Raw genomic sequence first — 25,645 nt, forward strand, 5'->3', positions numbered from 1 at the left:
CACAGAAATGAGCTACCGACGATGAAGTCTCTCAAGCAAGTGCTGGGCGGCGAGTACCGCCAGTTCACGATGGTGTTCGCGCTCATTGCGCTCCTCATCGGATTCAATGTGGCGTCGGACGGGCGGATGCTGACGTCGTCGAACGTCCAGAACCTCCTGGCGGGCAACGCGTACGTGCTGATCCTCGCGATCGGCATGGTCATGGTGATCGTGATCGGGCAGATCGACCTGTCGGTGGGATCTGTCGCCGGCCTGGTCGGCATGGTCGTGGCGCTGACCGCACGCGACTGGGGGCTGCCCTGGTGGATCGCCCTGGTCCTCGGCCTCGCCCTCGGTGCCCTCATCGGCGCGTGGCAGGGATTCTGGTTGGCGAAGATCGGGATCCCCGGCTTCATCACCACGCTCGCAGGCATGATGATCTTCCGCGGACTGGTCATCTGGTTGAGCAAGTCCATCTCGGTCCCCGTCCCCGACGAGTTCCGTGTCCTGGGCGCCGGCTACCTGCCTGAATGGGGCCCCACCTTCACCCAGATGAACAACTCCACGCTGCTCCTGGGCATCATCGGAGTCCTCGTCTACGGATGGTCCGAGGTGGTGAAGTTCCGCCGCCAGGCAGCAGTGTCTGACGTCGCCTCGCCGCTCTGGCCGATCCTCGTCCGCGTCGCGGTCGTGGTCAGCCTCATCAGCTACGTCACCTACCTCTTCGGCAGCGGTCGGCCGGGCACCTCGTTCCCGATCCCAGGTCTGATCCTCGTCGCCCTCGTGATCGTCTACCACGTGCTGACCCAGCGCACGACCTTCGGGCGCCACGTCTACGCGGTGGGCGGCAACCGGGCGGCGGCCGCGCTGTCCGGCGTGAACGTCAAGCGGACCTACTTCCTCGTCATGATGAACATGTCGTTCCTCGCGGCGCTGGCTGGGATCCTCTTCGTCGGGCGTGCCACAGCCGCCGGACCGACCGACGGGACGTCCTGGGAGCTCGACGCGATCGCCGCCGTCTTCATCGGCGGGGCTGCGGTCTCCGGAGGCATCGGAACCGTCATGGGGGCGATGGTCGGAGGGATGGTCATGGCTGTCCTCAACAGCGGCCTGATGCTCATGGGAGTCGGAGCAGACCGCACCCAGGTGATCAAGGGGTTCGTGCTGCTCATCGCCGTCGCCTTCGACGTCTACAACAAGGAGCAGGGCCGGCCGTCCATCACGGGCCTGCTGTTCGGGAAGAAGCCGCCCACCGAGGTGGGCGGGGCCGCCGAGCAGGAGACTCCTGCACTGGTCGGCGCGGCCTCCTCGAAGTCGCTGATGACCGCCGCCGACGGTGGGCGCCCGACGCCGAAGGCTGGCGGTTCCAGCCCGGCCTGACCGCTCCACCCCGCATCTCACCCGCACTGCATCACACCCACCCACTTGCTGGCCCAGCACTCTGCCGGAGCCCAGTAGCCACAGACCCGTCAGCCTGCACGCTCACGGGATTCCGAGGCGTACCCAGCGTCGGGTGCGCACCCTCACAAGGAGACACACATGAACAAGAAGATGCTCGGCCTCGTGGGCCTGGTCACCGCCAGCGCGTTGGCCATGGCTGGCTGTTCAAGCGACAACGGCCGCGCCGCCGACGCAGATGGAGCCAAGGGCTCGTCAGCGGAAGAAGGCTTCGCCGCCGACGCCGTCATCGGCGTGTCCCTCCCATGGCTCGGGACCCAGAACTGGAAGGAAGCGCAGGACCTCTTCTCTGCGCAGCTGACCGAAGCAGGCTTCACGCCGCTGGTCCAGGCCGCTGACAACAAGGTTCCCCAGCAGCAGCAGCAGATCGAGGCAATGATCGAGCAGGGCGCCGAGGTCATCATCGTGGGTGCCGTCGACGGGACCCAGCTCGGAAGCGTCCTGGAGAAGGCCACCGATGCCGGCATCGTCGTCATCGGCTACGACCGCATGATCGAGAACACCACCGCGGTCGACGGCGTCGTCCAGTTCGGGTCCCTGCGCACCGGGGTGCTGCAGGGGGAGTCGCTCCTCGAGGGCCTCGCCGAGCGCAAGGGTGAGGCGCCGTACAACATCGAGCTCTTCGGCGGCGGACCTGCCGACCCGAACGCACCGGCCTTCTTCGCCGGCGCCATGTCCGTCCTCCAGCCGAAGATCGACGACGGCACCCTCATCCTCGTCTCCGGGCAGAGCGAGTTCACCCAGGTGGCGACCCTGGACTGGGACAACGGCAAGGCGCAGTCGCGGATGGACTCCCTGCTCTCGGGGTTCTACGCGGACAAGAAGATCGACGGCGTGCTGTCCCCGAACGACGGCATCGCCCGTGCCATCCTCACCTCCTCCAAGCAGGCCGGTCAGGAGACGCCGGTCGTCAGCGGGCTCGACGGCGAGAACGAGTCCGTCGTGTCCATCTGGGCGGGCGAGCAGTGGTCCACCGTCGCCAAGCCGACCACCGATCTTGTCGCCAAGTCCGTCTCGCTGGTCCAGGACGCCCAGAAGGGCAACCCGCTTCCGGCCGGCGACGAGGACGTCTACAACGGCAAGAAGGACGTCGCCGTCTACCAGCTCGACCCGGTGCTCGTCACCAAGGCCACCGCACAGGAGTTCTGGGCCAACGACCCCGAGCGCCTCGCACTGCTGAAGTAGTCCCTCGGGACCGGATCTGACGTACGACGGGGCCCCGCCATCCGGCGGGGCCCCGTCGTCGTCCCAGGACCAGGCCTCTGGCACGTGCCCGCCCTGGTGGGTTAGGCTGGCCCGGTCGCGACTGGCGCATCCTGCTCCTCTCCTGGTCAATGAGACCGCGAGGGCAGCGTGGAATGGTGGATCACCACTGGGGAGCGACGCATTCTCTCGACTTCGGGTCGTTCGCCTGGGCCCCGGTCACCCGCACCGTGCGTGCGCGTGCCCGGATGAGCCATCCGGGTGCTCTCACACACAGCAGGCCACAGTCCGGTCGCCCCGTCCAGGGGATCGACCGGCCCGCCCCGCCGCAAGGAGAAGCATGACCGCCCAGAACGAGACCGTTATGAACCAGGGCCTGGCCCAGGTCGACCCCGAGATCGCCGCCGTCCTCGACGGCGAGCTGGCTCGCCAGCGCGACACCCTCGAGATGATCGCGAGCGAGAACTTCGTCCCGCGCGCCGTCCTCGAGGCCCAGGGCTCGGTGCTGACCAACAAGTACGCCGAGGGCTACCCGGGCCGCCGGTACTACGGCGGCTGCGAGCAGGTCGACATCGCCGAGAACCTCGCCATCGCCCGCGTCAAGGAGCTCTACGGCGCCGAGCACGCCAACGTCCAGCCGCACTCGGGCGCCACCGCCAACGCCGCGGTGCTGCACGCCCTCATCAACAAGGGCGACAAGATCCTCGGCCTCGAGCTGGCCCACGGCGGTCACCTCACGCACGGCATGAAGATCAACTTCTCGGGCAAGCTCTACGAGGTCTCCGCCTACGGCGTGGACCCGGAGACGCACCTCGTCGACATGGACAAGGTCCGCGAGACGGCCCTGGCCGAGCGCCCCGACGTCATCATCGGCGGCTGGTCCGCCTACCCCCGCCACCTCGACTTCGCGGCCTTCCGGGCGATCGCGGACGAGGTCGGCGCGAAGCTCTGGGTCGACATGGCGCACTTCGCCGGGCTCGTCGCGGCCGGCCTGCACCCCAACCCGGTGCCCTTCGCCGACGTCGTCTCCTCCACCGTGCACAAGACGATCGGTGGCCCGCGGTCCGGTTTCATCCTGTCCAAGCAGGCGTTCGCCAAGAAGATCGACTCGGCCGTCTTCCCCGGGCAGCAGGGTGGCCCGCTCATGCACGTCATCGCCGCGAAGGCGGTCGCCTTCAAGATCGCCGGCTCGGCCGAGTTCGCCGAGCGCCAGGAGCGCGTGCTGCGCGGGGCGAAGATCATCGCCGAGCGCCTCGTGGCCGACGACGTCACGAAGGCCGGCGTCTCGGTCCTCACAGGCGGCACCGACGTGCACCTCGTGCTCGTCGACCTGCGTCACTCCGAGCTCGACGGCCAGCAGGCCGAGGACCTCCTGCACGCGGTCGGCATCACGGTCAACCGCAACGCGGTGCCCTTCGACCCGCGCCCTCCGCGCGTGACCTCGGGCCTGCGCATCGGCACCCCGGCGCTCGCCTCGCGCGGGTTCGGCGACACCGAGTTCACCGAGGTGGCCGACATCATCGCGACCGCCCTGAAGAACGGCGCGGCCACGGACGTCGAGTCCCTCAAGGCCCGCGTCGACAAGCTGACGGCCAGCTTCCCCCTCTACCCCGGCCTCCAGCAGTACTGACCCACCCGCGCGCCACGAAGTCCCACCCCGCTGAGTGCGGTCGAACGGCTGCCGGATGTCCGGTTTGGGCAGCCGTTCGCCCGCACTCAGCGGGTGGGTCGGGGCGTGGTCGGCGCGGGTTGGCAGGACGCGGGTCCGTTTGGCGGGTTGTCCGGTGGTTGGCGGAACGAAGGAGAACAACATGACTGCACAGATTCTTGACGGCAAGGCCGCTGCGGCGCAGATCAAAGCCGAGCTGACCGTCCGTGTCACGGCGCTGCGCGAGGCCGGCTCGACGCCCGGGCTGGGCACCCTGCTCGTGGGCGCGGACCCGGGATCCACCTGGTACGTGGCCGGCAAGCACCGTGACTGTGCCGAGGTCGGCATCGCCTCCATCCGCGAGGATCTGCCAGCCGAGGCGACGCAGGACGAGATCGAGGCGGCCGTGCGCCGGCTCAACGACGACCCCGCCTGCACCGGGTACATCGTCCAGCTGCCGCTGCCCCGCGGGATCGACACGAACCGGGTGCTCGAGCTCATCGACCCCGACAAGGACGCCGACGGCCTGCACCCGATGAACCTCGGCCGCCTGGTGCTGCGCACCAACGAGCCGATCACCTCCTCGTTGCCGTGCACCCCGGCCGGGATCATCGATCTCATCGAGCGCAACGGGATCTCGCTGGCCGGCAAGCATGTCGTGGTCGTCGGGCGGGGGACGACGGTGGGTCGCTCGATCGGTCTGCTGCTCACCCGCCGCGCCGTCAACGCCACCGTGACCCTCACCCACACCGGGACGACGGACCTGCCCGCGCTGCTGCGCACGGCCGACGTCATCGTCGCCGCTGCGGGTGTGCCGGGCATCGTCCGCGCACAGGACGTCAAGGCCGGAGCCGTGCTCATCGACGTCGGCGTCAGCCGCGCGACCGACCCTGAGACGGGCAAGTCCGTCGTCGTCGGCGACATCGACCCGGCTGCGGCCGAGATCGCCGGCTGGATCTCGCCCAACCCCGGCGGCGTCGGGCCCATGACGCGGGCCATGCTGCTCGCGAACGTCGTCGACAGCGCCGAGCGGCACCTCGCCGCGAGCCAGGCCTGACCCACCGCCTGACCCGCCACAGCGGCGCGCTCACCAGCACGGACGGGACCTCCTGACGCGAGATCAGGAGGTCCGTCCGGGTATGAGGGGCTAGTGTGCCGCCATGACTTCCGCGCGCCGGTCGACGCCACCCCCTCCCGCGAGTCCCACCCTGCGCCGCGCCCGTGGGAGCGTGACCGCCGCCTACGCCGTCCAGGGCATGGCCTTCGCCGTGATGCTGACGAACGTCCCGACCTACAAGGACCGCCTCGGCATGGACGACGCGGTCATCACCCTCGTCGTCCTCGGCGTCTGCCTCTGTGCGGGCGCCGGCAGCGCGTTCTCGGGGCTGCTCGCCGCGCGGCACGGCTCCGCCCGGGTGGTCACCGGCGGTCTGATCGGCGCGGCCCTGGCCGTCCTCGCGGTCGGTCTCGCGACGACGTGGCCCACCTTCTTCGTCGCCTTCGGTGCCTACGGGCTCTTCCTGGGTGCGGTGGACGCCTCGACGAGCATGCAGGGCATCACGGTCGAGCGCGGCTACCGGCGCAGCGTCCTCGCCTCCTTCTTCGCGGCCAACGCCGCCGGCGGGGTGCTCGGCGCGCTGAGCGTCTCGGGCGCGGCGGCACTGGGCGCCGAGCTCGACGAGTCGCTCCCGGCCATCGCGCTCGTCGTCGTCGCCGCGACGCTGGTGCTCTCCCGGGGCCTGGTCCGCGACCAGGCCGCAGCCCTGCCCCGTGCAGCCCTGGGCCACACAGCCCTGCCCGACGACGCGCTGCCGGCCGGTGCGCCGCGCGCCCGGACCGGTGCCTCGCCCGTGCCGCTGTCCACGATCGTCGTGCTGGGTGCGGCGATGCTCGCCTTCCCGGTCGCGGACTCCTCGGCGTCGACCTGGGGCGCGCCGTTCCTGCGCGACGTCCTGGAGGCTGGTGCGGTCGTCGCCCCCCTGGGGTATGCCGCCTACCAGGCGACGCTCATCGTCTCCCGGCTCTTCGCCGACTCCTGGGTGGCCCGGGGCGGACGGGTCGCGGTCGTGCGTCTGGGTGGGGCGGTCGGTGCGGCCGGGCTGCTCGCGGTCGCCCTCGCGCCCGGCTGGCCGGTGGCCCTCGTCGGCTTCGCGGCAGCCGGGCTCGGGCTCGGCGTCGTCGCACCGCTCGCCTTCTCCGCCGCGGGGGACCGCGCGGCGGAGGCGGCCGCGCTGGCGGGTCAGGGCGCCCCCGGGGTCGGCGTGTCGGTCGAGGCAGTCACCGACCAGGCGGTCGCCCGGCTCAACGTCTTCACGTACGTCGGCGCGGTCCTGGGCGGGGCGCTGACCGGTGTCTTCGCGACCGCAGACGCGCTGCGTGCCGGATTCGTCGTGCTGTCGCTCCTTGCACTCGTGTCGGCCGTGCTCGCGCGCAGGTTCCACGAGACCGCGGTGCCCAAGACACCGGTGCCCGAGGCCGGAGCCACCGCGTCGACCGTGATCCCCCCGCCGGTGGGCGTCAAGCCCACGAGGTGATGCGGACCTGTCCCTGACATGCGGTTGGATAGGGGCATGGTCACCATCGCAACCGCCAACGTCAACGGCATCCGAGCCGCCTACCGCAACGGTATGGAGGCTTGGCTCGCCGAGCGCCAACCCGACATCCTCCTGCTCCAGGAGGTCCGCGCCCCCGACGACATCGTCACCACTCTGCTCGGCGAGGACTGGAACGTCGTCCACGAGGCCTGCGAGATCAAGGGCCGCGCCGGCGTCGCGATCGCCTCCCGGCTGCCCTTCCACGCCGTGCGCATCGGCCTGGGCAACGGTGACCCGGAGGTCCCTGTGGACACCGGCCGCTGGGTCGAGGCCGACCTGGACCTCCCGTCCGGGGAGCGCATCACCGTCGTCTCGACGTACGTCCACTCCGGGACCGCAGGCACCCCGAAGATGGACCAGAAGTACGCCCACCTGGACAAGGTGAGCGCCCGCCTGAGCGAGCTCATGGCCAGCGGCCAGCACGTCGTGGTGGCCGGGGACCTCAACATCGCCCACACGAACAACGACATCAAGAACTGGAAGGGCAACCTCAAGAGCGCGGGCTTCCTGCCCGAGGAGCGGGCCTACCTCGACGCCTGGTTCGGCCAGGGCTGGGTCGACCTCGGGCGGCTGCACGGCGGCGACGGCCCCGGTCCGTACACCTGGTGGTCCAACCGCGGCCAGTCCTTCGCCAACGACTCCGGCTGGCGCATCGACTACCAGCTCGTCACCCCGGCCCTGGCCAACCACGCCTCCAACGTCCGCGTCGACCGCGCGGACTCCTACGAGACCCGCTGGAGCGACCACGCACCGCTCGTGGTCGACTACGCGCTGTGACCTCGACCTGAACGATCTCGGCCGGTGTGACGGTCTGGGCCTGCCGACTGCAGGTTCAGACCGTCACGCCGTCGGCCATCGCTCTAGATCCCCCCGCGCAGCGCGGTGATCGGCTCGATCGCCGCCGCCTTCATCGCCGGGTACAGACCCGCCAGGAGGCCGATCACCCCGCCCATCGCGGCGGCACCGAGGGCCATCTTGATGTCGAGGATCGCCGTCCAGTCCTTGAGGATCGACACGCCGACCACGACGAACACCCCGATCGCGGCGCCGATCAGCCCGCCGAGCAGGCCGATCACCACGGACTCCACGACGAACTGCCACGCGATGTTGCGCCGGGTCGCCCCGAGCGCGCGGCGCAGCCCGATCTCCCCGCGGCGCTCCATCACCGACAGCAGCGTGACGTTGGCGATCCCCAGCCCGCCGACCAGCAGGGCGACCCCGCCGAGGGCGAGGAAGATCGCGTTGATGTCCGCCTGGACGTTCTCCCGCAGCTCGGAGGCCGCCGGGGGAGCCTTGACCTTGAAGTTCTCCGGTCCGTTCGGGTCGAGCGCGATCGGGGCCTGGGTCTTGACCAGCGGCCCGGCCCCGGTCGCGATCTGGATCTGCAGCTCGTCCGGGCGGGTGAGGCCGAAGTCCACCTGCGCGGTGCCCATCGGCAGGATCACCGCGTCGAGCATGTCCGGGCGGCGTTCCATGGCGCCGACGATCCCGATGACGGTGTAGCTGTCGTCGCCGATGAAGAGGGACGGCTGACTCTCCAGCCGGCTGATCCCCAGCTTCTCCGCGGCGCGCTCACCGAGCACGACGACGCGATCGCCGCGGTCGCTGTGCCCTTCGTCGAAATAGCGCCCGGTGACGATCTCCCCGCGCACGGCATCGAGCAGCCCGCCCGACGTCGCCAGGACCGCCGGGCCGATGCTCGCCGAGGCGGAGGGGTCGTTGACCGGGACGGCCGTCACCTTGGCGCCGGCGGTGTCGACGGCGGCGATGAGGCCCGCCCGCTCGACGCCGTTGAGCCGTAGCACCCGCTCGGCGGAGTCCCACGGCAGCCTCGTCAGGGGACGGGCGTTCCCGCTCCAGGAACTGCCGGTGGTGTCGGACTCGACGACCACCTGGGTCGCGGCCACCGCGTCGAACTGCGCGCTGATCTGGCCGGCCGCGGTCTGGGCGAGGCCGACCGTGACCACGACGCTGCCGATGCCGAGCACGGTGCCCAGGATGGTGAGCAGCAGCCGGCCGGGCCGGGCGCCGATGCCGTGGGCAGCCTCGGCGAACAGGTCCTTGACCGAGAAGCGGTCGCGGCGGTGGCTGAGGTGGATCTGCGCCTTCGCGGGGCGGCCGCCCCGCCCACCGCGCTGCAGGAGACGGCGCAGGAAGCGTGGCAGCCGCGGGCGGCGACGGGGCTTCGGGGGCTCCTGGCCGACGTCGGGCAGGACGGGGGTGAGCAGGTCCTCCTGCGGCGCGGTCCGGGTCGAGACAGGGTCCATCAGTCCACCTCCGTCAGTTCGCCGTCGGTGATCCGGACCCTGCGGGTCGCGCGGGCGGAGACGGCGAGGTCGTGGGTGATGACGATGAGGGTGAGGCCGTCACGGTGCAGCTCGTCGAAGAGGTCCATGATCCCGGCGGAGTTCGTGGTGTCGAGGTTCCCGGTCGGTTCGTCAGCGAGCAGCAGCTTGGGGCTCGCCACGACGGCGCGGGCGATCGCCACGCGCTGGCGCTCACCGCCGGAGAGGGTCGACGGCGTGAAGGTCATCCGGTGCTCCAGGCCCACCCGTTCGAGCGCGACCTTGGCGCGTCTGGTCCGCTCGCCCCGCGGGACCCCGGAGTAGAGGGTGGCCAGCAGCACGTTGTCGAGCACGGTGCGGTTGGGCAGCAGGTGGAAGGACTGGAAGACGAAGCCGATCCGTCCCCCGCGCAGCGCCGACCGGTCGGCCTCGGAGGCCTTCCCGGTCGGCAGGCCGTCCAGCAGGTACTCCCCGTCGGTGGGGCGGTCGAGCAGCCCGAGGATGTGTAGCAGGGTCGACTTGCCCGATCCGGAGGGGCCGATGATCGACAGGTAGTCGCCGGGGTTGACCACGAGGTTCGCGCCGGTGAGCGCGTTGACGTCGGGTGGGCCGAGGAAGGTCCGGGTCAGCCCGGCGAGCTCGACGACGGGGTGGGTGAGCGGCCGGGGGAGGTGGATCTCCTCGGTGACGCTCACTTGCCCACCACGACGAGGTCACCGTCGGCGAGGTCGATCTCGGAAGAGACGATCTGCACGTAGCCGCCGGCAGCCAGGCCGGTCTCGACGCTGATCAGCTCGGTCGTCTCGCCGGTGGTCTTGCGCTCGACCCGTGACTCCCCGCCCGGCCCGGCGGTTAGCGCGGCCGAGGGCACCGCGAGGACCTCCTCACCGGTCGAGTTCACCCCGATGGTCACCTTGATGTTGGAGCCCTGCAGGCTGGCGATCTGCTCCGGGGTGAGCGCGTCCGGAGTGAAGAGCACCGTGAATCGGCCGGTGCCCGCGGCTGCGCCGTCGGTGGAACCCTCGCCCCCCTCGGACTCCTCGGTCTTCTCCGCCGCGGTGATCTCGGTGATCGTCGCGGTGGCGGTGGTGCCGTCAGGGAGCGGGAAGGCACCGGTCATGCCGGCCGCGAGCAGCTCGGCGTCCGAGCCGGCCACCGAGCCGGAGACGACGACGTCGGCGCCCGAGACGCTCATGACGGCCTTGGCGCTGGTGACCGTGTCGCCGCGGGCCACCGTGACCTGGTCGACGCGCCGGGGGAGCGCGGGGAAGTAGGTGATCTCGCTCGCCGGGAGGGAGGTCAAGGTGGCCTCGAGGGCCTTGGCCAGCTCGGTCTCGGCGTCCTTGACGGCCTGGCTCGCGGTGTTGCGGGCGGTCTGCTGGGCGGCCGAGCCGGTCCCGGCGATCACGGCGTCGCGCTGGACGACCGCGAGGTTGAGGGAGTCCTGGGCGTCGGCGACGGCGTTGTCCAGGGCACGGGTGTCCTTGGGGATCGCAACCCCGTCGAGGTCGACGCCGGCTGGGGCGTCGCGCTCGGCGACGGCCGTGTCGCGTGCACGCACCGCGCTGTTGACGGCGTTGTCGGCGGCCAGCCGGTCCGCCTTGGTCGGTCCGGACTTCGCTGTGGTGAGCTCGGCGTCGGCCGCTGTGAGCATGTCCTTGGCGGAGGTGAGCGCGGACCGGGCACCGGTGAGCGCGTCCTGGCTCTCCTGGGAGGCGGCCGGTGAGGGGTACCCGGCCATGACGTAGAGCTTGTCGACGGCGGCGGAGGTGCGGGCGTCGAAGAGGTCCGAGTCGACACTGCCCGGGTCGATCCCCACGCTCACCAGGGCCTGCTTGAGCTGGAGGACGTCCGGCCCGGAGACCCCGACCCGCAGGCTCCGGTAGGCGGGCAGCTCCCCGGGCAGGGTGATGACCGGGCGCCCGGCGATCTCCAGCAGGATCGACGCCGCGGCCAGCTCGGTCCCCACCTCGGGGACCTTCCCGGTGACCACGGCGGCCCCGGAGATCTCACCGGTCTCGATCGTCACCTCGACCGCCTCGTCGTAGAGGACGTCGGCGCGCATCGTCACGTCGTTGGCGATGACGCGGTTCTCCACGGGGACGGTGATGAGTCCTGCGGCGGGGGGCTGTGCTTTCGCGGCTGCGTCGCTGGGGGACTCGATGAAGCGGCTGAGCAGCACGCCGGCCGCGAGGGAGAGGACGGCGACGATCGCGATCAGCCAGATGACCCGGTTGCCGCGCAGCAGGGCGGTGCCTCGGCCGGTGCCGCTCACTTGCGCGACTCTTCGACAGCGGCGACGAACTCGTCCAGCGCTGCCTTGTTGTCCTTGACGAAGGCCTCTTCGAACTCGAGGTTGACCTCGATGCCGACCTTCTCCCAGTCGACCTCCTGCTTGCACGTGAAGTCGGCGAGCGCGGTCGAGAGCTCGAGCTCACGGAACTCCGCGATGGCCTCGTCCGAGGGGCCGGTGTACTCCTCGGTCATCTCGCCGTCGAAGACATAGAGCTCGTTCTGCGCGTCGCTGACCGAGGACATGGCTTCGTCAGGGGTGGCGAAGTCGGTGTATCCCGCGTCAGCCATGCAGTCGGCCCACTTGGTGGCCAGCTCGGTGATCCGGGGGTCCTTCTGGCTGTCGGTGTACATCTCGTTCATGGACTCCATGAGGTCCTCGAACCGGGGGTCGGAGTAGATGTCCTCCTCGCCGTAGACCTCGTGCTGGGCGGCGCCCTGGCAACCGGAGTCCTCCCAGTTGTACTCGTAGTCCTCCGACTCCTCCTCGGTCATCTCGTCCTGGACGCCCCAGAGGAGCTCGTAGTAGGCCGTCGTCTCGCCCTCGGACAACGTGGCGAGGTAGTCGGCGTTCGGGTCGACCCATTCCTCGGGCTCCTCGCCGTCGACGCTCTCCTCAGGCTCCATGCCCATGGACATGCCGTACCCGTTCTTGGCGACCCATTCCTCGGTGTTCTGGTCGTCGAAGTCCTCCTGAGTGAAGGAGGACGTGGAGATCTCCTGCGGGATGTACTCGAAGCCCTCCTCGGCCATGCACTTGGCGACGAGGTTCTCGACCTCAGCCTGCTTCCGGTTGTTCTCCTCCTCGTCGTACTCGCCCCAGGCGGCGTTGAGGATCTTGGACAGCGGGCCCTCTTCAGGTTCTGAGCCGTCGGAACCGGACGCCTTGTCGTCCGAGCACCCGGTCAGAGCGAGCAGTCCGGCGAGGGTCAGCGCTGAGGTCCAGCGCAGGTGGGAGGGTCGGAACATGGGTGGCGGGTCCCCTTCGGCGAGAAACGCAAAATGGTTGAAAGCAGCACTAGGCGGCACGCTGCTGGGACAACCATAGATGCCACGAATACCCCGCGTATCCCCCTAGAGGAGGACAACGCTTCTGTTCCCGCAGGTGGGAGTCATCCGATCGGCTGACCGGCGTCCTCGACGGCGGCGACGTACGCGTCGAGGAGAGCCTCCGGCGGCGAGGAGCAGGCCGACGAGGAGGGTCACCGACAGCGTCTCGCTCCTGGTGATCATCATGGTCGGTGCGGCTCGGGACTATGTGAGGTGTTCCTGGAGGGCGGCGGCGAACTCCTCGAGGGCAACCTTGTTGTCCTTGATCCAGAGCTCCTCACCCTCGAGGTTGACCTGGGCGCGGACTCCCGCCCAGTCGACCTTCTCCTTGCACCTGAAGGCGGCGAGCGCGGTCGAGATCTCGAGCTCACGAAACTCGGCGATGGCCTGGGTCGAGGGGGTGACGGAGCCCCCGGTCTCGCTGACGAACACATTCTGGACCGACACGGAGTTGTAACCGTCGTCAGGGGTGGCAAGCCCGGTGAACCCGGCGTCGGCCATACAGTCGGCCCACCCGGCGGCCGCCTCGAGGACCCGTGGATCCTGCTCGCCCTTGGTGTAGATCGAGTTCATCGACTCCAGGAGGTCTGCGAACCTGGGGTCGGTGGTGGGGTCCTGTTCGTCGCCGGCGACCTCGTGCTGGGCCCAGCCGCGACACCCCTCGTCCTCCCACCTGTCCTCGTAGGTCTCCATGTCCTCATCAGCCAGTTCCGGGTGCTTGCCGTAGAGGGTCTGGAAGTAGGCGGTGATCTCGCTCTCGGACAAGGAGGTGAGGTAGTCCGCGTTCGGGTCGAGCTGCTCCTCACCGTCGACGGTCTCGTTCGCCGATCGCATGTCCAGCCCGATGCCGTAGCCGTTCTCGGCGATCCACTCCTCGGTGTTCTGGTCGACGTAGTCCTCGTCGGCGACGGTGCTGCTCGTGCTCGAGTGGTCCTGCGGGACGTACTCAAAGCCTTCCGCGGACATGCACTCGGCGACGAGGTTCTCGGCCTCGACATCCTGCTGCGCGCGTCTCTCCAGGCCGAAGTCGCCCCAGGCTTCGCGGAGGATCGCGGTCACCGGACCGTCAACGGGCTCGGCAGCGTCGGAGCCGGCCTTCGCGCCGCCGGAGCACCCGGCGAGAGCAACCAGGCTGACCAGGCCGACCAGGACAACCGCTGAGGACAGGCGCAGGTGGGCGGGGCGGATCATCGTCGGCAGATCTCCTTCGGCGAGGAAGCATGCTCGCGCTGACGCCGGTCGCCGCGCTGCTGCCTTCACCCTAGAGACGGCGCACCCTGCACGTATCCCCCCCACAAGGGGATATTGCGGATCGTCGGGTGTCAGACGACGCTGAGCCCCAACCGCCGCCCGGCCAGCCCGCGCCCGCGGGTCGCGAGCCCCCGGGCGATCTCGATGAGAGCCAGCGCAGCCGGGGACGAAGGATCGCTGAGCACGACGGGTACCCCCGCGTCCCCGCCCTCGCGCAGCGTCACGTCGAGCGGGATGTGCCCGAGGAGCGGGACCTGCGTGCCGGTCAACGACGACAGGTTCGCCGCGACCCGCTCGCCGCCGCCGGTCCCGAACAGGTCGAGCCGGGAGCCGTCCGCCTGCTCCAGCCAGGACATGTTCTCGATGACGCCGACCAGCCCCTGGCTGGTCTGCATGGCCACGGACCCGGCGCGTTCTGCGACCTCGGCGGCGGCCACCTGCGGGGTGGTCACCACGACGATCTCGCTGTCCGGGAGCAGCTGGGCCACGGAGATGGCGATGTCGCCGGTGCCCGGGGGCAGGTCGAGCAGCAGCACGTCGAGGTCGCCCCAGAACACGTCGGCGAGGAACTGCTCGAGCGCGCGGTGCAGCATCGGCCCGCGCCACACGACCGGCTGCCCTGCGGGTACGAACATGCCGATCGAGACGACCTTGACCTCGTGGGAGATCGGCGGCAGGAGCATGTTGTCGACCTTGGTGGGCTGCCCGGTCACGCCCAGCAGGCGGGGGATCGAGAAGCCGTAGATGTCGGCGTCGAGCACACCGACCTTGAGGCCGTCCGCAGCCATCGCGGCGGCGAGGTTCGCCGTCACGGTCGACTTGCCGACACCGCCCTTGCCGGAGGCGATCGCGTACACCTTGGTGAGCGAGCCCGGCTTGGAGAAGGGGATCTCGGGGGCGCCGGTGCCCCCGCGCAGCAGCGTGCGCAGGCTCAGGCGCTGCTCGGTGCTCATCACCCCGAGCTCGATGCTCACGTCCTCGATCCCGGCCACGGTGAGCGCCGCGGCGCTCGACTCGCTGGTCAGCGTGCTCTTCATCGGGCACCCGGCCGTGGTGAGGTCGATCCCGACGACGGCGCGCGCCGCCCCCGGGCGCCCCGCGATCTCCTGCACGACGACGGAGCGCACCATCCCGAGCTCGGTGATCGGTCGGCGGATCTCCGGGTCGATGACAGTGGCGAGCGCCTCACGGACGGTGGTCTCGAGGGCGGTCAGGTCAGCCGGGAGGAGGGAGTCAGCCATGGCGCCATCCTACGCAGCGCAGGGAGCGCCCCGGCATGACCTAGGTCGGGTCAGGACTGCCCGGGGCGTTCGCCCTCGCGCTCCGTCTGGCGCTCCACCTCGCGCTCGGCGTCGCGCACGCTGTCCTTGAGGGTGATGTCCTCGAGCAGGTTGCGGAGCTCGGAGCGGACGAAGTCGCGGGTGGCGACCTCGCTCAGCGCGATCCGCAGCGCGGCCATCTCCCGGGCCAGGTACTCGGTGTCGGCGAGGTTGCGCTCCCCGAGCTGGCGGTCCTGCTCGGCGGTCACCCGGTCCCGGTCGGTCTGGCGGTTCTGCGCCAGCAGGATGAGCGGCGCCGAGTACGAGGCCTGGAGGGAGAGCATGAGGGTGAGCGCCGTGAAGCCGAGCGCCGCGGAGTCGAACTGCAGGCTCTCCGGACCCCACACGTTCCAGGCCAGCCACACGATGCAGAAGATCGTCATGTAGAGCAGGAAGCGGGGCGTACCCATGAACCGGGCGATGCCCTCGGCGGAACGGCCGAACGAGTCCTGCTCGACCCGGATGGTCGGCAGCAGGGACCGCTTGGCCTCCTTGGGTGTGTCGAGCCGGTCAGCCACGTGGTCCCCCCTCCAGGGTGCTCTCGGAGTCGTCGCTCTCCCGCCAGTCCTCGGGGAGCATGTGGTCGAGCGCGTCGTCGACGCTCACCACGCCCACCAGGCGGCGTTCGGCGTCGAGCACCGGCAGGGCGAGCAGGTTGTACGCCGCGAGCAGACGGGCCACCTGCCCGAGCGGGGCGTCGGTGCGCACGTGCTCGACGTCGGAGTCGAGCACCGAGCCGAGCGGCTCGTGCGGGGGCTCGCGGAGCATCTTCTGGAAGTGCACGACGCCGAGGAAGCGCCCGGTGGGCGTCTCCAGCGGCGGGCGCACGACGAAGACGACGGAGGCCAGCGCCGGGGACAGGTCGGCCCGGCGGATGTGCGCCATGGCCGCCGCGATCGACGTCTCGGGGGACAGGACCACCGGTTCGGTGGTCATCATGCCGCCGGCGGTGTTCTCGTCGTAGGCGAGCAGGCGCCGCACGTCCTTGGCCTCGTCGGGTTCCATGAGGCTGAGCAGCTCGGCGGCCTGCGCGACGGGCAGCTCGTGCAGGAGGTCCGCGGCGTCGTCGGGCTGCATCGCCTCCAGGACGTCCGCGGCGCGGTCGTTGTCGAGGGAGGACAGGATCGCGACCTGGTCGTCGCCGGGGAGCTCTTCCAGGACGTCGGCGAGGCGCTCGTTGTCCAGGGCCGTGGCCACCTCCAGGCGGCGGTTCTCGCCCAGCTCGTGCAGCACGTCGGCCAGCGCGGCCGGCTTGAGGTCGTCGTATGCCGCGAGCAGCCGGGCGGCCCCCTGGGTCGCCGCGGTGTCGGCGAGTCCGGTCACCGCGTCGAGGTCGACGACCTGGGTGTGGCCCCGGCGCCGCAGGCCGAGCGCCGACTTGCCCTCGGGGGCACGGCGGATGAAGAGCTTGGTGACCCGCCAGTCCCCGGTGCGCTGCTTCTCGATGGCCAGGTCCTCGACGGTGGCCTTGCCGGAGCCGTCGGCCATCTCGACCGGACGGTCCAGCAGCTCACCGACCGCGAGGGTCTCCAGCGCACGCTGCTCGAAGCGGCGCATGTTGAGCAGTCCGGTGCTGATCACCTGGCCGGCGTCGATGGCGGTGACCCGGGTCAGCGGCAGGAAGACCCGGCGGCGACCGGGGACCTCCACGACGAGACCGACGGCCCTGGGCGCGCCCTTGGACCCCATGAGGATGACGACGTCGCGCACCCGCCCGACCTGGTCGCCGATCGGATCGAAGACCATGGTTCCGGCGAGGCGCGCGACGAATACTTGTGTTCCGACGCTGCTCACGCGGTAAGCGTACGCACTGGTGCGCCCTCAGGTGTGCGTCGATCACTGTTTGTGCTGGTGAACGTCACAGATCCGGACCCTGGCGGGTTCGCAGGAGGTGGGCGAGAATGAGATATGAGCATGCCTCGCCAGAACGTCGCGCCCAAGCTTCCCACCCTCCCGCGCGGCGACCAGATCGCCTCCTACTCCACGTACCTCGATGCGCAGAAGGCGGTGGAGGCGCTGTCCTCGGCGGGATTCGCGGTCCAGCACGTCACGATCGTGGGGACGGACCTGAAGATGGTCGAGCGGGTCACCGGCCGGCTGACGTACTCCCGGGTCGCCGCGGCCGGCCTGGCCTCGGGCGCCTGGTTCGGTCTCTTCGTCGGGCTGGTGCTCTCCCTGTTCAGCGGTGACGGGACGGTCCTGCCGATGTTCGCGGCGATCGGGATCGGGGCCGGGTTCGGCCTGCTCTTCTCGGTGCTGTCCTACTCCCTGACCCGCGGCAAGCGGGACTTCACCTCCGCGAGCCAGATCGTGGCCGCGTCCTACGCCCTGCTCTGCGACAGCGAGCGGGCCGGTGAGGCGGTGCGGCTCCTGCGCGAGAAGAACCTGCAGGGCTCGGCGCCGGTCGCGGGGCAGCCGGTCGGCTACGCGCCGGCACCGCCAGTGGTACCCACCCAGCAGCCCACCCCGTCACCCACGGCGCAGCCGACCGCCCCGCCGACACCGCAGGCACCCACCCCGCCCGCGCCGACCGGCGAGCCCAAGTACGGCGTCCGCGTCGTCGACGGCAAGCCCCAGTACCCCACCCAGACCCCCAACCCCTGACCGACACCCCAGACCTCCTCCCACCCCGCTGAGTGCTGGGGTGGGGTGGGGCGGGTCTAGCGGAGGGTGGCCATCCAGGCCTCGACGGCCTCGGGGCGGCGGGGGAGCGCTGCGGAGAGGTTCTCGTGGCCGTCGGCGGTGATGAGGACGTCGTCCTCGATCCGGATGCCGATCCCGCGGTACTCCTCGGGGACCGAGAGGTCGTCGTTCTTGAAGTACAGGCCCGGCTCGATCGTGAAGACCATCCCCGGCTCGAGGCGGGCCTCGAGGTACATCTGACGCCGCGCCTGCGCGCAGTCGTGCACATCGAGCCCGAGGTGGTGGCTCGTGCCGTGCACCATCCACCGGCGGTGGAACTGACCCTCGGGGTCGAGGGACTCCTCGGCGGTCCCGGGCAGCAGCCCCCAGTCGGCCAGCCGGTCCGCGATGACCTCCATCGCGGCAGCGTGCACGTCCGCGAACCGTGAGCCCGGGCGGGCGACCGCGAAGGCCGCGTCGGCGGCGTCGAGCACGGCCGTGTAGACCTTGCGCTGGACGTCGGTGTACGTGCCGCTCACCGGGAGGGTGCGGGTGATGTCCGCGGTGTACAGCGACTCCACCTCGACGCCCGCGTCGAGCAGGATGAGGTCGCCGGGGCGGACCTGCCCGTCGTTGCGGATCCAGTGCAGGATCGTGGCGTGCTCGCCTGAGGCGGCGATCGTCTCGTAGCCCACGGTGTTGCCCTCGAGCCGGGCGTGGGCATCGAAGGTCGTCTCCACGAGCCGCTCGCCGCGGCGGTGGTCGCTGGCGCGGGGCAGGGCGCGTACCACCTCGGCGAAGCCGTCGATGGTGGCGGCGACGGCCTCGCGCATCTGGGTGATCTCGTAGGCGTCCTTGACCAGACGCAGCTCGGAGAGCGCCTCGGCGAGCTCGGCGTCCAGCTCGTCGTAGGCAGCAGCCTGCGCGTCGGTCTCCGCCTCGGCGCGCAGCGACTCGACGAGGATCGCGATGTGCTCGTCGGCGTCGGGCACCACGCGCAGGCGCACCGTGGAGGTGTCGACGGCGAGCGCGTCGGCGAGGGAGTCGATGTGCGCGGCGCGGATCCCGGTGAGCGTCGTCACGTCGGCGAGGGAGGGGCGGGCGCCGACCCAGAACTCCCCGTACCGGGAGTCGGCGTAGAACTCCTCGGTGTCCCGGTCCGCGAGCGGACGCACGTAGAGCACGGCCTCGTGCGGTCCGCCGGCGACCGGCTCGAGCACGAGCACGGCGTCGGGCTCCTGGTCGGTGCCCAGACCGGTGAGGTGAGCGAAGGCCGAGTGCGGACGGAAGCGGTAGTCCGTGTCGTTGGAGCGCTGCTTGAGCGTGCCGGCCGGGATGACCAGGCGGTCACCGGGGAAGGCCGCCGAGATCGCCGCACGGCGGGCAGGCGTGAACGCGGCGGCGGGGCCGGCCTGGACCGACAGGTCCGAGCGCGGGGCCCAGCTGCCCGTGATGAAGTCCCGGAAGGCTGGCGAGGAGGGCCGCTGGGAGCGGTTGTCTCCGCGGTCGGCAAGGGGCTGTTCGTCGGAGCTCTCCGCGGGGTGGGTGGTGAGATCCTGGACGGGGGTCAGGGGTGTGGTCTGGTCGCTCATGCGTCCATCTTCACACTCCTTCACACTCCGCCTCACACCCCGTGCGCCACGACCACAGCCGTGGCCGGCGCAGCGGGGACCGCGCGGGCGGCCACGGGCTGCGTGGCGCGTTCGTGCTCGACGTCCTCCAGGACGGCGAGCATCACCCGGTTGAACTCGTCCGGGGCCTCGAAGCTCACGTCGTGACCGGCCTTGGGGATGACCACGAGGCGGGAGGTCGGGACGGCGGCGAGGTACTTCTTCTCCTCGACGCGCATGTGGTCACGCTTGCCGTTGACGAACCAGGTGGGGACGGTGATCTGGCGAAGGTTGTCGATCGAGGACCGCCCGGCGAGCTGGCCGAGCATGTCGGTGACCACGTCCCAGCCGGGACGGAAGGGCACGGACGCCCCGTCGACCCGGAGCCGGCGACCGGCCTGGTCGGGGACGAGCGCCGGGGTCCACCGGCCCGCCAAGGACGCGACCGAGCCCGCCCACGACTGCACCGAGGAGAGGGCGCGCGTCACGTGGTGGGCGATCTGGCCGTACATCCGCACGGGCTTGCCCTTGGGGTCGCAGGTGCAGGCGGAGGCGATCACACCGGCGAGGCGGGCAGGGCCCCGGGCGGCGTACTCGAGGGTGACGTACCCGCCGAGGGACAGCCCGACCAGCACGACCGGGCTGGCCGGATCCACGATCGAGGCGATCGCGTCGTCGATCACGGTGAACGCGTCGTCCAGGGTGAAGCGCTCGTCCCGGCGCGCGCCGTGGCCGGGGAGGTCGACGGCGACCGCCTCGTAGCCGGCGGCGTGCGCGGCCTGCAGCTGGGCTTCCCAGAGTGCGCTCGAGCTGCGGACACCATGGATGAACACGAGAGCCGGACGCCGCACAGGAACCACCTTGTTGATCGGGAGCTTGATCGAGAGCACAGAACTACAGAGCAGAGACGAGGAAGGCGTCACCACTTCCGAGAATGTCACGGACTCCGGCGCCGGTGGCGGGAGCCCTGGGCGTGCAGCGTGAAAGTACAGTGAGGGTGTGCCTCGCGACCTGGTGATCGACCTCCACACCCATTCCAACGCCTCTGATGGGACGGATAGTCCCGGCGGCGTCGTCGCAGCAGCAGCAGAGGCGGGGCTCGACGTCGTGGCCCTCACCGACCACGACACGACGTCCGGCTGGGCCGAGGCCGCCGACGCCGCCCGCCGGCTCGGCGTCGCGCTCGTCCGCGGGACGGAGTTCTCGGCCCGCTCCCACGGGGTGAGCGTCCACCTGCTCAGCTACCTGCACGACCCGACCCACCCGGCGCTCATCCTGCAGAACGCCGAGGTCCAGGCGGCCCGCACGGAACGCGCCCGGCAGATGGTCGACCGCCTCGGCATCGACTACGCGATCACCTGGGAGGACGTCCTCGCCCACACCGAGCTGGGGACGACCATCGGGCGCCCGCACATCGCCGACGCGCTGGTCGCCCTGGGGTACCTGAGCGACCGGTCCGCGGCGTTCACCTCGATCCTGCACCCGGGGACCCCGTACTACGTGCCCCACTACGCCCCGGACTGCATCGAGGTCGTCCGGGCGGTGCACGACGCCGGCGGCGTCCCGGTCTTCGCCCACCCAGGTGCAGACGGGCGCGGTCGAGTGGTCCCCGACGCGGTCATCGAGGAGATGGCCGAGGCGGGGTTGGTCGGGCTCGAGGTCTACCACCGGGACAATAGTCAGGCACAACAGGTGCGACTCACCGAGATCGCACGGTCGCTGGGCCTGCTCATCACCGGGTCGAGCGACTACCACGGGACCGGAAAACCGAACCGGCTCGCAGAGAACACCACCCACCCCGAGGTGTTCGCACGGATAGAGGAGTTAGGTCGTAGTGAAGTGATTCGTCAGTGAGCGCACTGCTCGACGCCCGCCTGTTCACCGAGGTGTTCATCACCTTGTTCGTCATCATGGACCCGCCCGGGACAGTTCCCATCTTTCTTGCGCTGACCAGCGCCATGACCCACAAGCAGCGGGCCAAGGCCGCGCGGACCGCGATCTTCGTCGCCGCCGGGGTGATCCTCGCCTTTGCGGTGTTCGGCCAACAGCTGCTCAGCTACATGCACATCTCCCTGCCGGCGCTGCAGGCGTCCGGTGGGCTGCTGCTCCTGCTCATCGCGATGGAGCTGCTCACCGGCAAGATGGAGGAACCCAAGCCCGGGGCGAAAGGCGTCAACGTCGCCCTCGTCCCCCTCGGCACCCCGCTGCTCGCCGGCCCGGGCGCGATCGTCGCGTCGATGCTGTTCGTCCAGCGCGCCGACGGCTCGAGCGAGGACTGGATCTCGATCTTCCTCGGCTTCGTCACGGTGTGCGTGTGCCTGTGGCTGGCCATGCGCTTCGCCAACGTCGTGCACAAGGTGCTGGGCGAGAGCGGCACGCTCCTGGTCACCCGGATCGCCGGCCTGCTGCTCGCGGCCATCGCCGTCCAGCTCATCGCCGACGCCGTGACCGCCTTCGTCAAGGCGGCCGGCTGACCGGGACCGCACCGTGCGGACGACGAAGGGGCGTGGCCGGTGGCCACGCCCCTTCGTCGGTGTACTAGATCACGCGGTGACCGGTGCGTCCCCGCCTGCGGGTGCACCCTCGCCCGCGCCGCGGGAGCGGCGACGGCTCCGCTGACGACGAGGGCGCTCGGCCCCGTCGTTCTCCGACTTCACGGCCGTCGTGTTCGACGACGGGCCGGTGGTCGGTGCAGCGGTGGTCGGTGCGGCGGGGGCCGAGACCGACTCGGTGGGAGCGGCCGACTCGCCGGTCGTGTCGGTGGCCGGACGCTGGCGGGTGCGGGAGCGCCGCTCGTCGCCGGCCGGTGCTGACTCCCGCGCGGGGCGGGCGCCGTCGCGTGAACTGCCGTCACGGGAACCACCGTCGCGTGAGCCGGCCTCGCGGGGGCCCTTCTCGCGGGAGCCGCCACGGCCGCTGTCACGGCCCCCATCACGACCACCGTCGCGCTTGGGTGCGCCGCCGCGCTTGCCGGTCTCGCCGAGGTCTTCGAGGGTCTCGGCACCGAGGCCGGCCCGGACCTGGGCGGACCGGGGCAGACGGCCCTTCGTGCCCTCGGGGATCTCGAGGTCGGCGTACAGGTGCGGGGACGTGGAGTACGTCTCGACCGGCTCGGGGATGTCCAGGCCCAGGGCCTTGTTGATCAGACCCCAGCGAGGCATGTCGTCCCAGTCGACGAAGGTCACCGCGGTGCCCTTGTGCCCTGCGCGCCCGGTCCGGCCGGTGCGGTGCAGGTACGTCTTCTCGTCCTCGGGGCACTGGTAGTTGATCACGTGCGTCACGTCGTCGACGTCGATGCCGCGGGCCGCGACGTCCGTCGCCACGAGCACGTCGACCTTGCCGTTGCGGAAGGCGCGCAGCGCCTGCTCGCGGGCGCCCTGGCCGAGGTCGCCGTGGATGGCGCCGGCCGCGAAGCCGCGCTCGGTGAGGTCGTCGGCCACCTTGGCCGCCGTGCGCTTGGTGCGCGCGAACACGATGGAGAGACCGCGGCCGTTCGCCTGCAGGATCCGGGCGAGCACCTCGACCTTGTCGAGGGCGTGCGCGCGGATGACGACCTGCTTGATGTTCTTGACCGTCTGGCCGATGTCGTCGGGGTCGTTGGCCCGGATGTGGGTCGGCTGCGTCATGTACCGGCGGGCCATCGAGACGACGGCGCCGGGCATGGTCGCGGAGAAGAGCATGGTCTGGCGTGAGGCGGGGGTGCGCGAGAGGAGCTTCTCGACGTCGGGCAGGAAGCCCAGGTCGAGCATCTCGTCAGCCTCGTCGAGGACGACGCACTGGGCCCGCGACAGGTTGAGGTGTCCCTGGTTGAGCAGGTCGATCATCCGCCCGGGGGTGCCCACGACGACCTCGACGCCCTTGGTCAGCGCGCTGACCTGGGGCTCGTACGCGCGGCCGCCGTAGAGCTGGACGATGCGCACAGGGCGCTTCGCGGACGCGGCGGTCAGGTCGTTGGCGACCTGCACGGCGAGCTCGCGGGTGGGGACGATGACGAGGGCCTGCGGCTTGCCCGCGTCGGGCAGCTCGTCGAAGCCTGGCTCGCCAGGTCCGACGACCCGGTGCAGCAGCGGCACGCCGAAGCCGAGCGTCTTGCCCGTCCCGGTCTTGGCCTGGCCGATGATGTCGTGCCCCGCCATCGCGACCGGCAGCGTCATCGCCTGGATCGGGAAGGGGGTGGTGATGCCTGCGTCCGCCAGGGCCTGAACGATCTCAGGACGGACGCCGAAGTCGTCGAATGTTACGTCAGCAGCTTGGACGCTGCTTGAAGTGCTGGTCACGTTGCCTCATGAAGGTCTGGGCGGCGGCGCGCGACGCTGCAGGGGCCGCACCCTGAGGATTCCAGGGTGCTCCGGTGTCAGTACGGGCATGCTCGCCTGTGGCCGGCAGCCGATCGCAATTTTGCGGTGTCAGGCACGACGCGCTCGCTCGAGCGGTCCTGCGCGACTGGGGTCGAGACGACCGGGCAACCGATGTACACCCGCAGTCTATCGGACGAGTCGTCCATCCCCGCGGATCGCCCGCGGAGAACCTCCGGATGACGGCGCCGGGCACGGTCGGGCACTGCCGGGCGACGCCGGCGCCGCGTCGGGGAACGGCCGGGCAGGCGCGGCGTCCTATCCTGGGGGGATGAGTGACACCCTCGAGCTCCTCGGTTTCATCGCCTACACCGAGCTCACGACCTTCACCCGTCTCGCCGGGGCAGCCACCACCGCCCCGACCCCTGAGCACCAGCTCCGCCTGGTGCGGCTGGCCGGGGACGCGGTGAGCCGGATGGAGCGGATCCTCGCCCGGGTCGAGGAGCTCGGCGGCGATCCGGACGCCCACCTGCTCGCCTTCGACGGGACCTTCGACGACTACGACGCTCGCACCGTGCCCGGCACGTGGTGGGAGAACCTGCTCAAGGGATACGTCGGCAACGGCGTGGCGGACGACTTCTGCCGGATCGCGGTCGACGGCCTCGACGCCCAGACCCGCACGCTGGTCATCGACGTCCTCGACGACAACCGCAATGCCGAGATGTCTGTCCGGCTGCTCGCCGACGCTGCGGGCTGCGACGAGGTCCTCGCCTCGCGGCTCGCGCTGTGGGGCCGGCGTCTGGTGGGGGAGGCGCTCGGCCTCATGCAGAACCTCACCACCCACCACGACGCGCTCGGCCGGCTGCTGCTCGACGGTGCGCGGGAGCGCGCCGGAGCGGCCGACGTCGACCAGAGCTGGGTGTTCTCCCAGCTCACCGCCGAGCACACCCGGCGGATGGGCCGGCTGGGTCTCGCGGCCTGAGCCGCGAGACCCAGCCGGAGCAGGCTCAGATGGAGCCGAAGCCGACCTTGCGCTGCTCTTCGGTGCCGATCTCGACGTAGCCGATGGTCGCCGAGGGGACCAGCACCCGCCGCCCCTTGGTGTCCACGAGCTCGAGGACGGGACCGCCGCTGAGGGCGGCCGTCACGAGCTGGGTGATCTCGTCGGCCGTCGCATCCGTCTCGAGGGTGATTTCGCGTGCCAGGTTCTGAACGCCGATCGTGATGTCCACGAGGTCTCACTTTCCATGGTCGAGGGCTGAAGTTCAGCCGGGCTCGCTCTGATCCTAGAGCGCTGCAACCGGCGGAGGTGGCTCTTCGCGCCGCAACATCCCATGGATTCCGCGCCAAGCGAACTGGGCGATGAGATCTGCGGTCTCCTGTGCGCTCGATCCCGCGGTGGCGTCGGCGGCCTCCGCCGACGGGTCCGGGTGCAGCGCGTCGGAGGCGGCCACCCGGGCCATCGCGGTGGACGTGCGCGCCACGGTGAGGGCCTGGACGGGTGTGAGGTCCGTGATGGACACGAGCACCTGGGCGAAGCGCTCGGCGTTGCGCCGGTTGGGTCCCTCCACCCGCTCCCGCACGGCCGGGTCGCGGGTCACGTCCGACTCGAAGAGGAGCGACGCGGCCACCCCGGACCCCTCCGCGAACTCGACGTAGGCGCGCACCACCGCGTGCACGACGTCGTAGCCGTCGGGGGGCTCGCCGCCGTCACCGCCCCACCCTTCGACGGGCTCCAGAGCCCGCGAGACGGCGTCGACGAGGGCCTGGCCGCGCTCGTCGATGACCGCGAGATAGAGGTCGAGCTTCGAGGGGAAGTGGCGGTAGAGGATCGGCTTGGAGACGTCGGCCTGCTCGGCGATGTCGTCCATGGAGATGTGGTGAAAGCCGTGGGCCGCGAAGAGCCCCTGCGCGATCGCGAGAAGCTGCGCCTGCCGCTCGATCTTCGGCATGCGAGGTCGGTTGCGTCTGTGTGATTCGGGCACCGGATCGGACGCGGGACGGCTGGTCACAGCATCAGCCTAGGGGAGGGCTCAGAT

Annotated in this window: 23 protein-coding genes and 1 riboswitch; of the genes, 10 read left to right on the forward strand and 13 right to left on the reverse strand. The window is 70.6% G+C overall.

The features are described from left to right. Nucleotides 1–21 precede the first annotated feature (21 nt). The 6 genes from ACWA15_RS04840 to ACWA15_RS04865 all read left to right on the forward strand — a co-directional run bounded on the left by ACWA15_RS04840 (nt 22) and on the right by ACWA15_RS04865 (nt 7,659). Entirely contained in the window at nt 22–1,359 is a 1,338-nt protein-coding gene (locus tag ACWA15_RS04840; RefSeq protein WP_464058308.1) for a sugar ABC transporter permease, read from the forward strand. A gap of 159 nt (nt 1,360–1,518) precedes the next feature. Then, a complete protein-coding gene (locus ACWA15_RS04845; protein ID WP_464058309.1) occupies nt 1,519–2,622 on the forward strand; it encodes a substrate-binding domain-containing protein in 1,104 nt (367 codons plus the stop codon). A 107-nt stretch (nt 2,623–2,729) separates the two neighbouring features. Further along, nucleotides 2,730–2,861, forward strand: a riboswitch (ZMP/ZTP riboswitch). A 119-nt stretch (nt 2,862–2,980) separates the two neighbouring features. Continuing rightward, a complete protein-coding gene (gene glyA / locus ACWA15_RS04850) occupies nt 2,981–4,270 on the forward strand; it encodes a serine hydroxymethyltransferase (protein ID WP_464058310.1) in 1,290 nt (429 codons plus the stop codon). Between the two features lie 181 nt (nt 4,271–4,451). Next, a complete protein-coding gene (locus tag ACWA15_RS04855) occupies nt 4,452–5,345 on the forward strand; it encodes a bifunctional methylenetetrahydrofolate dehydrogenase/methenyltetrahydrofolate cyclohydrolase (RefSeq protein ID WP_464058311.1) in 894 nt (297 codons plus the stop codon). A 103-nt stretch (nt 5,346–5,448) separates the two neighbouring features. After that, entirely contained in the window at nt 5,449–6,822 is a 1,374-nt protein-coding gene (locus tag ACWA15_RS04860) for an MFS transporter (protein WP_464058312.1), read from the forward strand. A 36-nt stretch (nt 6,823–6,858) separates the two neighbouring features. Continuing rightward, nucleotides 6,859–7,659: an exodeoxyribonuclease III gene (locus tag ACWA15_RS04865; RefSeq protein WP_464058313.1), complete on the forward strand. Its 801-nt coding sequence runs from the start codon at nt 6,859–6,861 to the stop codon at nt 7,657–7,659. An 83-nt stretch (nt 7,660–7,742) separates the two neighbouring features. Here the strand turns inward: ACWA15_RS04865 and ACWA15_RS04870 are convergent, their stop codons facing one another. The 8 genes from ACWA15_RS04870 to ACWA15_RS04905 all read right to left on the reverse strand — a co-directional run bounded on the left by ACWA15_RS04870 (nt 7,743) and on the right by ACWA15_RS04905 (nt 16,873). Then, nucleotides 7,743–9,149: an ABC transporter permease gene (locus ACWA15_RS04870; RefSeq protein WP_464058314.1), complete on the reverse strand. Its 1,407-nt coding sequence runs from the start codon at nt 9,147–9,149 to the stop codon at nt 7,743–7,745. Further along, the gene (locus tag ACWA15_RS04875; RefSeq protein ID WP_464058315.1) at nt 9,149–9,862 is read right to left on the reverse strand and encodes an ABC transporter ATP-binding protein; all 714 of its coding nucleotides are present in this window, start codon (nt 9,860–9,862) and stop codon (nt 9,149–9,151) included. The genes ACWA15_RS04870 and ACWA15_RS04875 overlap by 1 nt, the downstream gene beginning before the upstream one ends. After that, complete coding sequence (locus ACWA15_RS04880; RefSeq protein ID WP_464058316.1) at nt 9,859–11,442, reverse strand: efflux RND transporter periplasmic adaptor subunit; 1,584 nt, start codon at nt 11,440–11,442, stop codon at nt 9,859–9,861. Before ACWA15_RS04880 ends, ACWA15_RS04875 begins: the two co-directional genes overlap by 4 nt. After that, complete coding sequence (locus ACWA15_RS04885) at nt 11,439–12,428, reverse strand: hypothetical protein (protein ID WP_464058317.1); 990 nt, start codon at nt 12,426–12,428, stop codon at nt 11,439–11,441. Before ACWA15_RS04885 ends, ACWA15_RS04880 begins: the two co-directional genes overlap by 4 nt. A 285-nt stretch (nt 12,429–12,713) precedes the next feature. Beyond that, the gene (locus tag ACWA15_RS04890; protein WP_464058318.1) at nt 12,714–13,700 is read right to left on the reverse strand and encodes a hypothetical protein; all 987 of its coding nucleotides are present in this window, start codon (nt 13,698–13,700) and stop codon (nt 12,714–12,716) included. Nucleotides 13,701–13,831: 131 nt separating this feature from the next. Next, nucleotides 13,832–15,001, reverse strand: coding sequence for a P-loop NTPase (locus ACWA15_RS04895; protein WP_464058319.1), 1,170 nt, complete (start codon nt 14,999–15,001; stop codon nt 13,832–13,834). Between the two features lie 50 nt (nt 15,002–15,051). Beyond that, nucleotides 15,052–15,597 (reverse strand): DUF1003 domain-containing protein, encoded by a 546-nt coding sequence (locus ACWA15_RS04900; RefSeq protein WP_464058320.1) that lies wholly within the window; start codon nt 15,595–15,597, stop codon nt 15,052–15,054. After that, a complete protein-coding gene (locus tag ACWA15_RS04905) occupies nt 15,590–16,873 on the reverse strand; it encodes a magnesium transporter MgtE N-terminal domain-containing protein (protein WP_464058321.1) in 1,284 nt (427 codons plus the stop codon). The genes ACWA15_RS04900 and ACWA15_RS04905 overlap by 8 nt, the downstream gene beginning before the upstream one ends. A 120-nt stretch (nt 16,874–16,993) precedes the next feature. Here ACWA15_RS04905 and ACWA15_RS04910 point away from each other — a divergent pair, with 120 nt between their 5' ends. Beyond that, the gene (locus ACWA15_RS04910; RefSeq protein WP_464058322.1) at nt 16,994–17,683 is read left to right on the forward strand and encodes a YflT domain-containing protein; all 690 of its coding nucleotides are present in this window, start codon (nt 16,994–16,996) and stop codon (nt 17,681–17,683) included. A gap of 56 nt (nt 17,684–17,739) precedes the next feature. On the opposite strand, the gene ACWA15_RS04915 is transcribed toward ACWA15_RS04910, so the two are convergent. Both ACWA15_RS04915 and ACWA15_RS04920 read right to left on the reverse strand, forming a co-directional pair. Beyond that, on the reverse strand, nt 17,740–19,293 hold the full coding sequence (locus ACWA15_RS04915; protein ID WP_464058323.1) for an aminopeptidase P family protein: 1,554 nt from the start codon (nt 19,291–19,293) through the stop codon (nt 17,740–17,742). Between the two features lie 32 nt (nt 19,294–19,325). Beyond that, nucleotides 19,326–20,162 (reverse strand): alpha/beta fold hydrolase, encoded by an 837-nt coding sequence (locus tag ACWA15_RS04920; RefSeq protein WP_464058324.1) that lies wholly within the window; start codon nt 20,160–20,162, stop codon nt 19,326–19,328. Nucleotides 20,163–20,310: 148 nt separating this feature from the next. Between ACWA15_RS04920 and ACWA15_RS04925 the strand changes: the two genes are divergently transcribed. Further along, entirely contained in the window at nt 20,311–21,165 is an 855-nt protein-coding gene (locus ACWA15_RS04925; RefSeq protein WP_464058325.1) for a PHP domain-containing protein, read from the forward strand. Next, nucleotides 21,162–21,785 carry a MarC family protein gene (locus ACWA15_RS04930; protein WP_464058326.1) on the forward strand — a complete coding sequence of 208 codons (624 nt, stop codon included), beginning with the start codon at nt 21,162–21,164 and terminating at the stop codon, nt 21,783–21,785. Before ACWA15_RS04925 ends, ACWA15_RS04930 begins: the two co-directional genes overlap by 4 nt. A 69-nt stretch (nt 21,786–21,854) precedes the next feature. On the opposite strand, the gene ACWA15_RS04935 is transcribed toward ACWA15_RS04930, so the two are convergent. After that, entirely contained in the window at nt 21,855–23,588 is a 1,734-nt protein-coding gene (locus ACWA15_RS04935; RefSeq protein ID WP_464058327.1) for a DEAD/DEAH box helicase, read from the reverse strand. Between the two features lie 349 nt (nt 23,589–23,937). On the opposite strand from ACWA15_RS04935, the gene ACWA15_RS04940 reads away from it, so the two are divergent. Continuing rightward, nucleotides 23,938–24,588, forward strand: coding sequence for a ferritin-like fold-containing protein (locus tag ACWA15_RS04940; RefSeq protein WP_464058328.1), 651 nt, complete (start codon nt 23,938–23,940; stop codon nt 24,586–24,588). Between the two features lie 25 nt (nt 24,589–24,613). Here ACWA15_RS04940 and ACWA15_RS04945 read toward each other — a convergent pair whose 3' ends face one another. Then, on the reverse strand, nt 24,614–24,838 hold the full coding sequence (locus ACWA15_RS04945; RefSeq protein ID WP_464058329.1) for a DUF3107 domain-containing protein: 225 nt from the start codon (nt 24,836–24,838) through the stop codon (nt 24,614–24,616). A gap of 54 nt (nt 24,839–24,892) precedes the next feature. Then, the gene (locus tag ACWA15_RS04950) at nt 24,893–25,558 is read right to left on the reverse strand and encodes a TetR/AcrR family transcriptional regulator (RefSeq protein ID WP_464058330.1); all 666 of its coding nucleotides are present in this window, start codon (nt 25,556–25,558) and stop codon (nt 24,893–24,895) included. Nucleotides 25,559–25,645 lie beyond the last annotated feature (87 nt).

Source organism: Sanguibacter sp. TS_SC_8, assembly GCF_055361235.1.